The organism is Ruegeria sp. CDSB117, from assembly GCF_059611005.1.
This window is the reverse complement of sequence record NZ_JBXWOS010000001.1, coordinates 569336-583991: the sequence shown is the minus strand read 5'-3', so window position 1 is coordinate 583991 and position 14656 is coordinate 569336. Positions and strand designations below refer to the sequence as shown.

Genomic DNA, 14656 nt, shown 5'->3' with positions numbered 1-14656 from the left:
CTGAAGGACTGGCGGCGGGTCGCAACCCGATACGACAGATGCCCGAAGGTCTTCCTGTCAGCCATCGCACTCGCGGCTACCGTTCTATTCTGGTTGTAAATCAATGAGTCTGGAGCCTAACTACCTTGCTTTTATACGTCGTAAGAAGAAACAGGGAATCTATGATATCGGTCGTTGGAGTGATGAGAGCCAGGATGGGTGATGATACAACCATAAGGCGGTTTACGTAACGCGCATTCAAAGATGTTCGCAGTTTGTTGTTCAGGAGTGTTCATCTATAGGTTGCGTGCGCTTCGATTTTTGGCAGATACCCGTGCTGCCTTCCAAGATTTCTGCCTTATGTCCACAACCAGATTTTAAGTTAAATTGACCCAAGCCGCATTCCTTGAAGAACTTTGCACGCATGCAGCCACAAATTTAACACCATTGAGTCCGTCATGAACTGTTGGATAAACAACCGACACGTCAGGTGAAATCCCATTTCGGAAGGCTTGGATCGCCTCTGCTGCCTCTCCATAGATATTCGCGAACCCCTCAAGGTATCCCTCGGGATGTCCCGGAGGAACTCTACTCAACCGATTGGCTGCGTCACCAGCTCCAGCTCCATTTCGGGTGATCAAACGCTTGGGTTCGTTGTATGGCGTGAACCAAAGATAATTGGGATCTTCCTGAGACCACTCAAACCCACCTTTTTCGCCGTAGACGCGCAAACGAAGTGCGTTTTCATTGCCGGGAGCCACCTGAGAAGACCACAGCATACCACGCGCTCCGCCTTCAAAGCGAAGCAAGACGTGCGCGTTATCATCGACTTTGCGCCCCGGCACAAAGGCCTGCAAGTCCGCCGCGAGGCTTTCCGCTTTCAGCCCGGTTACAAAGCAAGCGAGGTTGTAAGCATGGGTTCCGATGTCACCGGTTGAACCACCAGCGCCCGAGCGTTCTGGATCGGTTCGCCACTCAGCCTGTTTGAAATCCTGCTGCTCGGTCAGCCAGTCCTGCGGGTACTCAACCTGAACAACGCGGATCTTGCCAATATCTCCGTTAACGACCATTTCACGTGCCTGCCGAACCAGCGGATAGCCCGTGTAATTGTGGGTCAAAATGAATAAAGCATTCGCGCTTTCTGCTGCTTTGACCAGTTTCTTTGCGTCGGCAAGGGTCGAGGTGAGTGGCTTGTCACAAATTACATGAATACCGCGTCTCAGGAACTCACGTGCGGCTGCATAGTGAACGTGATTTGGCGTGACGATTGAGACCGCCTCGATCCCAGATTTCAACCGGGCTTCCCTGATCGCCATTTGTTTGAAGTCTTCATAGACCCGTTCGAGCCCTAATGCATGACCACTTTCAAGAGATTTCTCTGGCGTCGAAGACAAAGCACCGGCAACCAACTCAAACTTGTCGTCCAATCGCGCCGCTATTCGATGAACGCCGCCTATGAAGGCGTCGTTCCCGCCGCCAACCATGCCAAGTCGAATGCGGCCGGAAGTTTCTTCATTGCGTCCTGTGACCATCACTCAATCCCCAGCATTTTACGATTGGCTGCTTCGTCTGCGCCACCATCAGCGAAATCATCAAAGGCTTTCTCGGTCACACGGATAATGTGATCTGACACAAACTGAGCGCCTTCACGCGCTCCATCCTCGGGGTGTTTGAGACAGCATTCCCATTCGACCACAGCCCAGCCATCAAAGTCATTCGCGGCCATTTTTGAGAAGACCGCCCCGAAATCCACCTGGCCATCACCAAGCGACCGGAAGCGCCCGGCACGATCGACCCAGCTTTGATACCCGGAATAAACACCCTGGCGGCCAGTCGGGTTAAACTCGGCATCTTTGACATGGAACATCCGGATCCGATCTTTGTAGATGTCGATATTGTCCAGATAGTCGAGGCATTGCAGCACGTAGTGCGACGGGTCGTACAACATGCAAGCGCGTGGGTGATTTCCTGTCCGTTCGAAAAACATCTCGAACGTCACACCGTCGTAGAGGTCCTCACCTGGGTGAATTTCATAACAGACGTCAACGCCGCATTCCTCGGCGTGATCCAGTATTGGCACCCAACGACGAGCAAGCTCCTCAAATGCCGTTTCGATCAAGCCTGCAGGGCGCTGCGGCCAAGGATAGACATAAGGCCATGCCAATGCGCCTGAGAATGTCGCATGCGCTGAAATACCCAAGTTTTTCGAAGCAGATAGCGCTTTTTTGACTTGGTCTACCGCCCATTCTTGCCGGGCTTTCGGGTTTCCCCTGACGCTTTCGGCTGCAAAACCATCAAACGCGCTGTCATAGGCCGGGTGAACGGCCACAAGTTGGCCCTGAAGGTGGGTTGAAAGTTCAGTGACTTCGATGCCATTTTCCTTGGCTATGCCTTTAAAATCATCGCAATAACTGGCGCTGGACGAGGCTTGTTCCAGATCGAACAACCGGCCGTCCCAACTAGGAACCTGAACGCCCTTGTATCCACAGTCCGCCGCCCATTTAGTGATCGCGTCCCACGAATTGAACGGCGCTTCGTCCCCCGCGAATTGCGCAAGAAACAAAGCTGGACCTTTGATTTTCTTCATAAAATTTCCTCCCCAAAACCTAAGCCTCTATGGCGGTAAATTTTCCTTCAGATAGATGTCGATACGGATACGTTCCTGTGCTTTGTTGAACGGAACCTTGTCCGAAGTTGCGCGCAATAGACGGACGGCAGAGCGAACAATGTGCCCGGTGTCTTGCGAGATTAAGGCGTCAAATGTGCCAAGCCTAAGCGCCTCACGACTGAGCGGAGTAAGCTCATGAGCTATGATCACCAGATCTTTGCTGAGTTTGTTCTCTGAAAGAAATTGAATGAGGCCCGCATTGCCCGCTGCTGACGAGTATATTCCGACCAGATCCGGATAGGTTTCAAAGATTTCGGGCATCATCCTGTAAATCAGATCCGGGTCATCCCGGCCCTCGACAGACGCTACGACTTTGAGGTGCGGAAATTCCTCAGCCACAACAAGGTCAAAACCTTGACGACGCTCCAGGTGGTCACGCGCCAAACGGGATCCTGTAAGAACCAAGACCTTGCCTTCGCGATGGACAAATCTTCCCATCAGCTGAGCTGCGGTTCGTCCTGCCGAAACGTTATCAATTCCGACAAAGTGGTCTCGCTCAGAACTTGGCAAGTCAGACACCAAGGCAACAACCGGAACGCCTTTTTCCCTGAGCCTTTTTACAGCGTCGCGGACAGAAGGGGTCTCGGGCCCGAAAACGGCGACTCCGTCAACGTCCAAACTGTCGACAGCATCCAAAATGTTGACGATATCTTGCGGCTCGAACGGAGCGACGTTCTTTACTGCAATGCGCGTCCGTTGGATAAATTGGTCACGTGTTTGTTCAGCGATCTGACTGCTTATTGCCTCCACAAACTCGTTGTCCGTGTCTGGTAAAACAAAGAGGAAATTGTAGACGCGGTTTCGCGCCAGGTTGGCTGCGGCGGTGTCGCGCACATACCCCAGCTCATCAATCGCCTTCTGTACTTTCTGTACAGTCACAGCTCGCACGCCGGGGCGCCTGTTCAAGACTCGATCAACGGTCGCCAGGCTGACACCCGCCACGCGAGCGATGTCATTGACGGTTGGCTTTTTCACCAATTTTAGTTTTTGTTTTTGATCTTCCACGTGTTCTTCAGCCCTCAATCTCCCGTGCTAAGCCTTCAAACAACAAAGCAACAGCTTCAGCGCCGGGATCGTTATGCCCAACTAGGTTTTCTTCGGGAACATAGGCCGCGCGGCCCGCCTTCGCACGGCGAATATTTGCGGTGTTGTTCGCGCCTTCGCGGGCAGCCTCGGCTGCATGCGTCAGACTAGATGGTAGTGCGGCAAGTGCTGGTGCCAGTGCGTCAATCATTGTCCTGTCACCGACCTTGGCACCCCCAACCTGGCTGACGCGATTCAGGCCTACGACCAAAGACTTCGGTATCGAAGCCCCGCTCGCACAGGCATCGCCAGCTGCGTTGAAGAAAATTGCGAGTATAACGCCGGAAGAACCACCCATTGTCTGGCTCAACTCATTGCCTAGTGCCGGAAACAGTTGCGTCAGATCAGCAAGCGGCATGCGGTCAAGGCTACCTTGCAATGCTCTTGCGGCAGTGGCGAGTGTGCTTCCCGTATCGCCATCTCCGGATTTCGCGTCCAACTCGTTCAGGGTTTTCTCTGCGTTGATGAGAAGTTCAGACAAACGAGCGATCGTTTCCCTTGTGGCAGGGTTGTTCGAAGGAATTGGATCGATCGGGGTCAGGCCATCAGGCAAGGGCGCTACTTTTATCGGGTCGATGGAATTGACGCCGGGCCAAGCCGCCAGATCAACAGGAGCCTCAAGTGCCGATAAATCGTCCTGATCTACAGGCAGAATGGAAACAGAAAACCCGTGCATATCCAGCGATGTCATCATTGGTGCCGGGCCGATGATATGGTGGGCGATACCTGTTTCAGACAGGGCATGCGTGAGGACAGCCATTTCTAGCGGTGTTGTGGACCCAAGGTTGTTGACCAGCGCCACACGATCCCCGGATCCCATCCTTTGCTTTAGCTTCTCCACCACTGTGGACATGGCCGATACGGCATTCGAGAATTCGACTTGCTGTACACCGGGTTCACCGTGGATGCCCAAGCCAAGCTCTGCTTTGCCGGGCGCAATCCTGTCCTCTTTCGGAGACCCAGGAACGGTACAGGTGTCCAGGCTCATACCGATGCTCACGACCTTGGCTATGATGCGTCTTGCTGCGGCGGTGACGGTGTCGAGATCAGCACCACTTTCGGCAAGCGCTCCGGCTATTTTGTGCACGAACAATGTACCTGCCACGCCACGTGGTTGCGGAAGGTCGGGCAGGGCGATGTCATCATCAACTACGACCATCTCTACTTTGCGGCCCAACGCACGGGCGCGTTCGGCCGCCAGTCCAAAGTTCAATCGATCACCGGTGTAATTTTTGACAATAAGCAGGCACCCAGCCTCGCCCGTAACCGCAAGAATGCCAGCCAAAACCGCCTCGACCGATGGCGAGGCGAACACTTCTCCGCAGATTGCTGCCGTGAGCATACCGGCGCCGACAAACCCTGCGTGGGCAGGTTCGTGACCAGACCCGCCGCCGGAAACCAAGGCGACTTTCGACTTTTCCCAATCCGACCTGTAGACAACCTTGATGTGCGGGTATCCATCCAATCGGGTAAGCCGTCCTCCTGATGACGCGAGAAGACCGTCTATGGCCTCTGTCACCAGTGTTTCTTTTGTGTTGAGGAACTGGGCCATGCTTTTGCTCCTTAATTCACTCGCGCGCCGGACGCGTCAAAATACAACGGGTTGTGTGGGCGGATTTTTATAAGTTTTCCAGATGGATAGTCCTGATGGACATCAATCAAGGTCACAACCGTGTGACCGTTTAAGTCCAGGTGCAGTCGTGTTTGATCCCCCAGGTGTTCGGCACGTATCACACGCGCTTCGCTGCCTTCGCCTTCGATGATGTTTTCTGGGCGAAGACCAATCTGCGGGCCTTTGTGGTCGCCTCTGAACAACTCGGACGGCAGGATGTTGATCCGCGGCAGACCCAAGCGGCTGGCGACATATACACTGCCGGGGTCTTCATAAATGTCCCGGGGTGTCCCGTATTGAACCAACTTGCCGTTTTCCAAAACGCCGATATGGGTCGCCATTGTCATCGCTTCGACCTGATCATGGGTCACGTAGAGCAAGGTCGATCCCAGATCTGCCTGAATTCTTTTCAATTCGACCCGCAAATCCGCCCGAAGCTTGGCGTCCAAAGAGCTGAGGGGTTCATCCATCAGAAATATCTGGGGGTCACGCACTAGCGCCCGCCCGATTGAAACGCGCTGCATTTCGCCGCCGGACAGTTCGGTGGCTTTGTTGTCCAGCTTGTGTGGGATCTGGAGGATTTCGGCGACTTCGTTGACCTTCCTCGCGATCTCATCCTCTGGCGTCTTCAGGATCGGCGAACGCAAAGGGAAAGACAGGTTTTCACGCACTGTCATATGCGGGTACAGCGAGTATTGCTGGAAGACCATCGCCACATCGCGCTGGGCGGGTGTATCTATTCCAACGTCACGCCCGCCAATGCGCACTGTTCCTGAATCCAGTTTCTCAAGTCCGGATATCAATCTCAGTGTTGTTGTTTTTCCCGCGCCGGTCGGGCCCAACAACACCACAAAGGCACCGTTGGGGATCGTCATTGAGATATCATCCACCGCTTTAAGATTGCCGAATGATTTTGAGATACTCTCCAAAACGATTTCAGCCATTGCTCAGCACCTCGTCGTTCAGAGCGGACCTCAACGCGCGTCCGGTAGATTTTTCAAAAAGGGTTACTGCGGGTGAGCGGAACTCCAATCCCACGGTCTCGCCAGGGTTAACGACTTCGCGTGCATCAATTCGGGCTTTCAGCTCACCGTTCGGGCTTTGCAATGTCACTATCTGGGTGGTTCCCAAATATTCTGCGGCCAGGACCTTGGCCCGGTAGGCGCTTGCATCCGATAGAAAAACATGCTCGGGGCGGACACCAAAAACCAAGTCACCTTCAGCCCCTTCCATCAGTTTGGGAACAGGTTCGTCATGCCCGTTCAGGCCAACCATTTCAGTGCCAGGTTCGACCTTTCCCTGAAATGGCAAGAAGTTCATCGAAGGAGACCCGATAAAGTTAGCTACAAACATCGTAGCGGGTTTGTCGTAAATCTCCTGAGGCGTGCCGAATTGCTCGATCACAGCATTGTTCATCACTACGATTTTGTCGCCCATTTGCATGGCTTCCAACTGGTCATGTGTAACGTAAACAGTGGTCGCACCCATACGGTCATGAAGCGCGCGCAGTTCTTCGGCCATGTGTTCACGAAACTCTGCATCAAGTGCACCAAGAGGTTCGTCCATCATGAATGCCTTGGGGTCACGAACAATCGCGCGACCGAGCGCTACGCGTTGCCGATCGCCGCCTGAAAGTCCACCTACAGGGCTGTCGAGTATGTCGTTTATCCCTAGAATTCCCGCGACTTCCTCGATTTTAGAATGTACGGCGGCGCGCGGCATACCCTGTGATATCAGAGGGTAGCTGATATTCTTACGCACATTCATGTGTGGATACAGCGCGAACATCTGGAACACGAAGGCAATGTCTCGCTCTGAGGGTGGCCGCTGGCTGATTTCTTCACCGTCCAGGTAGATTTCACCCGACGTTGGAAGTTCCAAACCTGCGATCATCCGCAGTGTCGTCGTCTTTCCGCAACCGGATGGCCCCAGCAGCATGAAGAACTCACCATCCTCAATCGTGAACGAGCTTTCGCGTACAGCCGTGAAATCGCCGAACATCTTTTTTACGTTTTTGACTATGATCTGGGCCATTTCTACTCCGGGAAGTGGCTGACGATGATGAACATAACGGTTCCGATCAGCGTTACGATGAAAGAGTAGGTGAAAGCCCAAAGGACAAAGGGCTGCATCAGCATGAAGACACCCAGTGCGATAAGGATGGTTGCGACCATTTCCCATGGGCCGCGGCGAAGCCGCATCAGTCCGGTAAGAAACTCGCTCATTTGCGTACGGCTCCGAATGTGATCCCACGCAGCAGGTGTTTGCGCATCAGGATGGTGAAAATCATAACCGGGATCAGGAAGATCGTTGCTCCAGCTGCCACGGCAGGCCAGTCCAGACCGCCGATACCGATAATGGTTGGGATGAATGGCGGCGCGGTCTGCGCATTTGCTGAGGTAAGCAGTACGGCAAATGCATATTCATTCCATGCGAAGATGAGGCAGAAGATAGCTGTCGAGGCTATGCCGGTCGCGGCTTGTGGCAGCACCACTTTGTAAAATGCCTGAAAGCGTGTGTAGCCATCTATGAGAGCGGCTTCTTCGTACTCTCTTGGGATTTCGTCGATGAATCCTTTCAGCAACCACACTGCCAGAGAGATGTTCACGCCCGTGTACAGCAGGATCATTCCTAAGTGTGTATCGCTGAGCCCAAGATTTCTGAACATCAGGAAGATAGGAATAGCGACCGCCACCGGAGGCATCATCCTCGTACTGAGGATAAAGAACAGAAGGTCATCCTTGAGCGGGACCTTGAACCTACTGAAGGCATAGGCCGCCAAAGTGCCAAGAAAAATACTCAGGAACGTTGATCCAAACCCGATGATGACCGAGTTCATAAAGCGCTCACCGAACTTGGATGGTCCAACGATCACCATGTCATATTGGCGTACGATCTCATCGGCCCAATTCTGCGGTGGGTTGGCTTCCAGAAACTCCTGCGTTTGTCGCGTGCGTGTGGTGAAAAGGTTGACATAGCCTTCTAGCGTCGGGTCAAAAACCACCTTGGGTGGATAGCTGATCGCATCGGCTGGCGATTTGAAGCCAGTCAGCAAGATCCACACCAACGGGATCATCGTGATCAGCGCATAAGTGATGACCAAGAAGCCTGCGATCCACTTGGACCGGTTCGAAGGTTCGGTGACGGAAAAGCTACTCATCTCTGTTTCACCTTGTTCAGGGCTTTTACGTAGATCGACGCAAGGCCGAACACGGTGACGAAAAGGATGATCGCATAGGCCGAGGCATAGCCCGTACGCCACTTCTCAAACGCCTCCCGCTTGAGATTGATTGAGGTGAGTTCCGTTACAGAACCCGGTCCTCCGCCGGTGAGCTGAACCACTAAGTCGAACATCTTAAAGTTCTCGATCCCACGAAACAGCACCGCGAGCATCAGAAATGGCAGCACCATCGGGATAGTAATCGTGAGGAACTGCCGCAGCTTGCTGGCCCGGTCGATCTCGGCAGCCTCGTAGATATAGTCGGGAATGCTGCGCAGCCCGGCCAGACAGATCAGCATCACGAAGGGCGTCCACATCCAAGTGTCAACGATAACGATCGCCCACGGGGCTAGGGTCACTGAGCCAAGCATCTCAAAGCTCGAGGGTTCTTTGCCGGTGAACCACGACACGATGTAGTTGAACAGGCCGATTTGAGGCTGATACAGGAACTTCCAGAAGTTTCCGACGACTGCAGGTGACAACATCATCGGCAATACGATAATCGTGGTCCAAAGATCGTTGCCCTTGAATTTCTTGTTGATCAACCAAGCTAGTGTGAACCCGATTAACACCTGAAAAAAGATTGTCCAGAACAGGAAATGCGCCGTCGCCTGCATGTTCAGCCAGGTGTCTGAGTCGGTCAGGATACGCTCGTAATTCCTGAGCCCGACATCTTTGACTTCACGCCCAATCCGGTTGGCCTTGTAGTTGGTAAAGCTCAGCTGAATGGTCCAGATCAACGGGAAGATATTGATCGCCAGCAGTAGAAATATCGTTGGGGAGATGAATATCCAGGCGATCGCGCGGTCGGATAACCCCCGAATTTTTCGCGCAACTCGCTTGGGCGTTGCCTGCGCAACGCGATCTACGGTCCTGTCAGACATCTCTTTGCCAGTTCTTGTTGGTTTACGACTCACGGGAGAAGGTGGAGCGGGTTCGCACCCGCTCCTGCCTGCGTCCGGGTTACAGCTTGCCTTCGTCTTCGAAGACTTCCGTCCAATCTTCGATCAAAAGATCAAGCGCTTCTTGAGCTGTCCCTTGGTCGGCAACCACGTAGTCGTGGATGCGTTTCTGCATTGCCAACAAGAGTTCCGCATAGGCAGGCTCTTGCCAGAAATCCTGCACCCCACCCATTGCTTCTAGGAAATCACCGGCAAACGGTTGGCTGTCCACGAAACCAGGATCTTCAAGCACCGAGTTATGTGCCGAGTAACCGCCAAGTTCCCACCATTTGGCCTGAACTTCCGGCTGCGCGAACCACTTTATGTACTCAAGCGCGGCGTCCTGTTTGTCAGAGTAGCTGACAACAGAAATACCTTGTCCGCCCAGTGTCGAGCCTGCCTGATTTTGTGGTGGGTTCACAAAGAAGTCGATCTTGTCACCGCCGGTATTGGGATCGGCATAGAGACCCGGGAAGAACGCGAACCAGTTCATAGCCATGGCGACCTGACCGGATTTAAATGCATCCAAGCTCTCACCCATGTAAGAGTTCGTGTATCCCGGAGGCGTCGCCGTTTTGTAGAACTCTTTATAGAACTCCAGAGCCTCAACCGCTTCCGGTGAGTTTACAGCACCTTCCATATCATATGATCCAGGAGTGTTTTCGTATTTGAAACCCCACGGATACAGGGCCCCGGTGACACCCATGGTGATCCCTTCCGAGCCGCGCTCGGTAAAGATTGCAGCCCCATACACAGTCTTGCCGTCGATTTCACGACCTTGGAAGAACTGCGCGATCTGCAACAACTCTTTCTGAGACTGAGGCTCGCGTAGGTCCTGACCAGTCGCTTCTTTGTACGCGGCTTGGATTTCAGGGTTTTCGAACCAATCCTTGCGGTAGAACCAACCATTCGCATCGCCCATCGCGGGCAGTGCGTAGTAATTTGGTGTACCCTTGGGCCAGGTCGAATAGGCGTAAACTGTTGCAGGTGCGAAATCGTCCATGCTTATGCTTTCAGCATCGAAGAAGTCGTTCAGCTGGACATAGTGGCCATTCTCAGCGCCACCGCCGATCCATTGGCTATCACCAATCAGCAGGTCGCAGAGCTTACCGCCGGAGTTCAGTTCGTTCAGCATCCTGTCCGCAAAATTTGGCCAAGGAACAAATTCGAAATTCATTGTGTGGCCGGATTCTGCTTCGAATTCCTTTGATAGTTCGACAAGCGCGTTGGCCGGGTCCCATGCCGCCCAACATAGTGTCAGATCTTCAGCATTTGCCTTGGTAGAAAGAGTAGTAGCGGCAAGGACTATTGTGCTGACCGAAGCCAGTTTTGTGTAAGTCATCCATTCCTCCCTTTTTTCGCCGTCAATCGAGGATGTGCGAATCGCGGCATACCTCCAAGGCTATTTGAGGTACGCACCTCAAGTCTAGATATTTTTGAGGTTCGTACCTCATAAACCCGAAAGAGATCGCCAATTTTGCCTCCTAGTCATTGATTCCTATAGATATTATTCTTTGGACTTGATGCGCATGTATTTTCGGCAGCGAGGTATTGTATGGTCATATCGACTTAAATTCGACTTAAATGGGCCCAGCCGTCATGCGGCCAACAGGTTCAGCGAACCCGCTTCTGAAGCGCTGAAAGATTACTTGGTCGATACTTTTGAGCACTCGAGATAACTTCAAATAGCGTGGACAACTCGGGACCGTGCATAACTCTTTGTGGTCAGGTGCAGACGTATGAACAATCTCTCCATCGTCCGATTGAACCGCTACCCAATAAAAGGCTTGAGTTCCGAGCCTATGCGAACTGTGGCGCTGCGAGCAGGAGGGGGCATTCCGGGCGATCGCCTGTTCGGATTTGCTCGCTACAACTCCGGTTTCGACATGCAGAACCCAATGCCACTGCCGAAAGATCGTTTTGTCGTTTTGTTGAACGAGGCTGCACTGGCAGGCATTCAGACCGGTTTTGAAATTGAGTCCCAGGCACTTGAGATCAATGCGAATGGAAAGACACGACGCTTTGACATGCGAGAGTCTGAAGATAGGAGGAGTGCGGCAGAGTACCTTTCTTCAGAGATCGATTTAAAAGATCCAGAGCTGCCAAAGTTTGTCTCCTCTGCTCCTCATAGGTTTACAGATGTATCTGTCGTATCAACGCAAATGATGAACGCGATATCCGTTTTGAATCTGGCCTCTGTGAAAAAGTTGGGCGAACTACTGAACGCAGAAATCCACCCGGCGCGCTTCCGAGCGAATATTGAGATAGACGGTTTACCTTCGTTTGCTGAGCTGGATGCAGTTGGATCAGTTTTAAGGTTTGGCGATGTCGAGTTGAAGGTACTCTCACGTACGAAAAGGTGTGCAGCAACTGAAGTGAACCCGAAAACGGCCGAGCGCGACTTGAATATACCCTACCTTATTCGGAAACTGATGGGCCATATGGATATGGGCGTTTATGTCGAAGTGGTTAATGGTGGAACGCTAAAGGTCGGTCAAACTGGGGAAATACTCGCTTAAACCTTGCCTCCTGCCACAGTGGTTTTTCTAAGAGGTTTGAGCCATATTCGGTCAAACGAATAAACTCAACTCTTGCTCTGTCTTTCTTTTGGCTATCCTGGGTATCGAAGGTTGTCGCGTTCGTGCTTTCTGATCCAGATACGATTGGAGGGCACTCCTTTGACGGAGCCTTGACAAGATCCCTGTTTCAAATAATTTTAATCATTAAAATATATAGGCGGGTGGTGCTCAATGTATCTGGGCTTAGATTTGGGAACGTCAGGTCTCCGCGGGATTCTGGTAGATGACACAGGACACGTTGTCGGTGATGCCGAAGTCAGCATTTCCACTTCGACGCCTGAGCCTGGCTGGTCTGAGCAGAATCCTTTGGATTGGACCAACGCTTGCGAAGAGGTTGTTGGGAAGCTTCGCATTGGCAACCAGCAAGCATTCTCAAAATTGCGAGGTATTGGCCTAAGCGGACACATGCACGGCGCTACACTACTGGATCATGATGGCGAAGTATTGAGGCCCTGTATTCTTTGGAACGATACTCGGTCAGCCGACGAAGCGGGGACACTAGATCAAACACCAGAGATGCGCGCAATATCGGGAAACATCGTATTCCCGGGGTTTACGGCGCCGAAACTCGAATGGTTGCGTGCGAATGAGCCGGATGTGTTCTCAAAGGTCGGCAAGGTATTGCTGCCGAAAGATTATTTGCGGTTTTGGCTGGCAGGCGAATATGTTTCAGACATGTCTGACAGCGCAGGAACATCCTGGCTGGACGTTGACACTCGGCAGTGGTCAGAAAAGGCGCTAGCCATAGGTCACATGCGTGTCGAGCAGATGCCGCGCTTGGTCGAAGGCAGTGATCCGGGTGGAGAGTTGAAGACCCGATTGAGGCAGGAGTGGGGGCTTTCGAATCCGGTTGTCGTGGCTGGAGGTGCTGGCGACAATGCTGCCGCTGCCTGCGGGATCGGGAGCATCAACGACGGCACCGGTTTTGTCTCACTCGGAACGTCTGGCGTATTGCTTGTTGCGCGGGAAGCCTATGCTCCTGATCCGGAAACAGCCGTGCACTGTTTTTGTCATGCGGTTCCTGATCGGTGGATACAAATGGGTGTTATGCTTTCAGCAACGAACAGCATGAACTGGCTTGCTCGCAATCTGGGCGAACCCGTGGAAAGACTCGCTTCAGCTATGCCTGAAAAACTGAATGGACCTACAGCGATCACCTTCCTGCCATATCTGTCAGGAGAACGGACGCCGCATAACAATAGCCATATTCGAGGCGCGTTTTTGGGCGTGGACATCTCGTCGGAACCAGCTGAGTTGACCCAGTCCGTAATGGAGGGTGTTTCCTTTGGAATGAGAGATTGCCTAGAAGCACTGAAGAGCACCGGAACCCAGCCAAATAGCCTTATGGCAGTGGGGGGAGGAGCACGATCTCGGTTCTGGCTGGAAACCTTGGCTACTGTTTTGCAAGTTCCACTGGATTTGCCAAAAGGCAGCGAATTCGGTGCCGCTTTGGGCGCTGCGCGCCTCGCGATATGTGCTGCCAACGGCGCTGAGCCGGCGCAAGTCATGACACCGCCGGATATTCAGGAACGCATCGAACCACGCGGCGATCTGATTGACGTCTACGAAAATGAATACCGGAGATATAAGCAATTCTATGAGGCGCTTGCGCCGCTGGCGGTAAGATGAAACCAGAAACGGGTAAGCCCCATCAGATTGAAACTGCTATTCTTACCGATGGAAGTATGTGTGTTTCGGTCCTGAACTATGGGGCAATCACGCAGGGTTGGTGGTACAAGGACGTCCCGCTCATCCTTGGGTTCGAGGACCCAAATGAGTATCTCACCGATACGCGTTACCTGGGCGCAATTGTAGGGCGTGTTGCCAACCGGATCAGCGGCGCGACGTTTGACTTGGATGGCGCCAGTTTTGAGCTGAACGCCAACGAGGGCAAAAACACACTTCATGGCGGGGACGATGGGCTGTCTAAACAGTTTTGGGAACTCGAACCGATTGCACAGAACGAAGTCTTTCTGAGCTATGTTTCTCGCGACGGTGAGGGCGGCTTTCCGGGTGAGATCAGGTTCGAGGTCAGGATATGCCTGCTGGGTCCACGCTTGGTATATTCAATAGCTGCACAACCTGACCGGCCGACGCCAATAAGCATTGCGCAACACAATTTCTACACTTTGGGCGCCTCGGAAGGCGTAGATCGGCACAAGCTTAGACTCGCTTCAAATCGGTATCTGAAAATCGACGATCAGGGTATCCCGTCGGGCAGGGTGCTTGCGACCACCGACAAAGCGTTGGATTTTTCAAAGCCCAAAACGATTGGCAGTGCTCCCGAAGGGATCGATCATTATTTTTGCTTTGATCATGATCGCGGCCCAAAGGCTCCGGTGGCGGAACTCACTTCACCTTCTGGCCTTGCGTTGACAGTCTACTCTGACCAACCGGGAGCACAGGTGTATTCGGGCTATGAGCTGACAAAACTGCGGCGCACTTCGCGTGGTGTGTGTATCGAGCCATCGGGTTACCCCAACGCACCGAATATCTCGTCGTTTCCTTCAATCATCTATACTCCGGAGTATCCGTATCGGCAGGAACTTATTCTAGAAGTTTCTGAGGAATGAC

The 14656-nt window shown here is 52.9% G+C and carries 13 protein-coding genes and 1 pseudogene; 4 read left to right on the top strand and 10 right to left on the bottom strand.

From position 1 onward, the window contains the following. Positions 1-99 (top strand): annotated as a pseudogene (locus AC2FJC_RS02815) (IS5/IS1182 family transposase); the annotation flags it as partial. A 257-nt stretch (positions 100-356) separates the two neighbouring features. Here the strand turns inward: AC2FJC_RS02815 and AC2FJC_RS02810 are convergent. From AC2FJC_RS02810 to AC2FJC_RS02765, 10 genes are all read right to left on the bottom strand, one after another. Beyond that, positions 357-1511: a Gfo/Idh/MocA family protein gene (locus AC2FJC_RS02810; protein ID WP_496738323.1), complete on the bottom strand. Its 1155-nt coding sequence runs from the start codon at positions 1509-1511 to the stop codon at positions 357-359. After that, on the bottom strand, positions 1511-2566 hold the full coding sequence (locus AC2FJC_RS02805; RefSeq protein ID WP_496738322.1) for a sugar phosphate isomerase/epimerase family protein: 1056 nt from the start codon (positions 2564-2566) through the stop codon (positions 1511-1513). Before AC2FJC_RS02805 ends, AC2FJC_RS02810 begins: the two co-directional genes overlap by 1 nt. Before the next feature lie 27 nt (positions 2567-2593). Beyond that, positions 2594-3622 (bottom strand): LacI family DNA-binding transcriptional regulator, encoded by a 1029-nt coding sequence (locus AC2FJC_RS02800; RefSeq protein ID WP_496725589.1) that lies wholly within the window; start codon positions 3620-3622, stop codon positions 2594-2596. Between the two features lie 37 nt (positions 3623-3659). Further along, on the bottom strand, positions 3660-5282 hold the full coding sequence (locus tag AC2FJC_RS02795; protein ID WP_496738321.1) for a dihydroxyacetone kinase subunit DhaK: 1623 nt from the start codon (positions 5280-5282) through the stop codon (positions 3660-3662). Between the two features lie 11 nt (positions 5283-5293). Continuing rightward, a complete protein-coding gene (locus tag AC2FJC_RS02790; RefSeq protein ID WP_496725587.1) occupies positions 5294-6286 on the bottom strand; it encodes an ABC transporter ATP-binding protein in 993 nt (330 codons plus the stop codon). Continuing rightward, complete coding sequence (locus tag AC2FJC_RS02785) at positions 6279-7376, bottom strand: ABC transporter ATP-binding protein (protein ID WP_496738320.1); 1098 nt, start codon at positions 7374-7376, stop codon at positions 6279-6281. The genes AC2FJC_RS02790 and AC2FJC_RS02785 overlap by 8 nt, the downstream gene beginning before the upstream one ends. 2 nt (positions 7377-7378) lie before the next feature. Then, on the bottom strand, positions 7379-7567 hold the full coding sequence (locus AC2FJC_RS02780) for a hypothetical protein (protein ID WP_058274732.1): 189 nt from the start codon (positions 7565-7567) through the stop codon (positions 7379-7381). Next, the gene (locus AC2FJC_RS02775) at positions 7564-8502 is read right to left on the bottom strand and encodes a carbohydrate ABC transporter permease (protein ID WP_010442361.1); all 939 of its coding nucleotides are present in this window, start codon (positions 8500-8502) and stop codon (positions 7564-7566) included. The genes AC2FJC_RS02780 and AC2FJC_RS02775 overlap by 4 nt, the downstream gene beginning before the upstream one ends. Next, the gene (locus AC2FJC_RS02770; protein WP_496738319.1) at positions 8499-9446 is read right to left on the bottom strand and encodes a carbohydrate ABC transporter permease; all 948 of its coding nucleotides are present in this window, start codon (positions 9444-9446) and stop codon (positions 8499-8501) included. The genes AC2FJC_RS02775 and AC2FJC_RS02770 overlap by 4 nt, the downstream gene beginning before the upstream one ends. Before the next feature lie 79 nt (positions 9447-9525). Next, positions 9526-10845 (bottom strand): ABC transporter substrate-binding protein, encoded by a 1320-nt coding sequence (locus AC2FJC_RS02765; protein ID WP_496738318.1) that lies wholly within the window; start codon positions 10843-10845, stop codon positions 9526-9528. Positions 10846-11242: 397 nt separating this feature from the next. Here AC2FJC_RS02765 and AC2FJC_RS02760 point away from each other — a divergent pair, with 397 nt between their 5' ends. The 3 genes from AC2FJC_RS02760 to AC2FJC_RS02750 all read left to right on the top strand — a co-directional run bounded on the left by AC2FJC_RS02760 (position 11243) and on the right by AC2FJC_RS02750 (position 14655). Next, complete coding sequence (locus tag AC2FJC_RS02760) at positions 11243-12022, top strand: MOSC domain-containing protein (protein WP_496738317.1); 780 nt, start codon at positions 11243-11245, stop codon at positions 12020-12022. A 231-nt stretch (positions 12023-12253) separates the two neighbouring features. Continuing rightward, entirely contained in the window at positions 12254-13711 is a 1458-nt protein-coding gene (gene xylB / locus AC2FJC_RS02755) for a xylulokinase (protein ID WP_496738316.1), read from the top strand. After that, entirely contained in the window at positions 13708-14655 is a 948-nt protein-coding gene (locus AC2FJC_RS02750) for an aldose epimerase family protein (protein WP_496738315.1), read from the top strand. The genes xylB and AC2FJC_RS02750 overlap by 4 nt, the downstream gene beginning before the upstream one ends. The last annotated feature ends 1 nt before the right edge of the window (position 14656 follow it).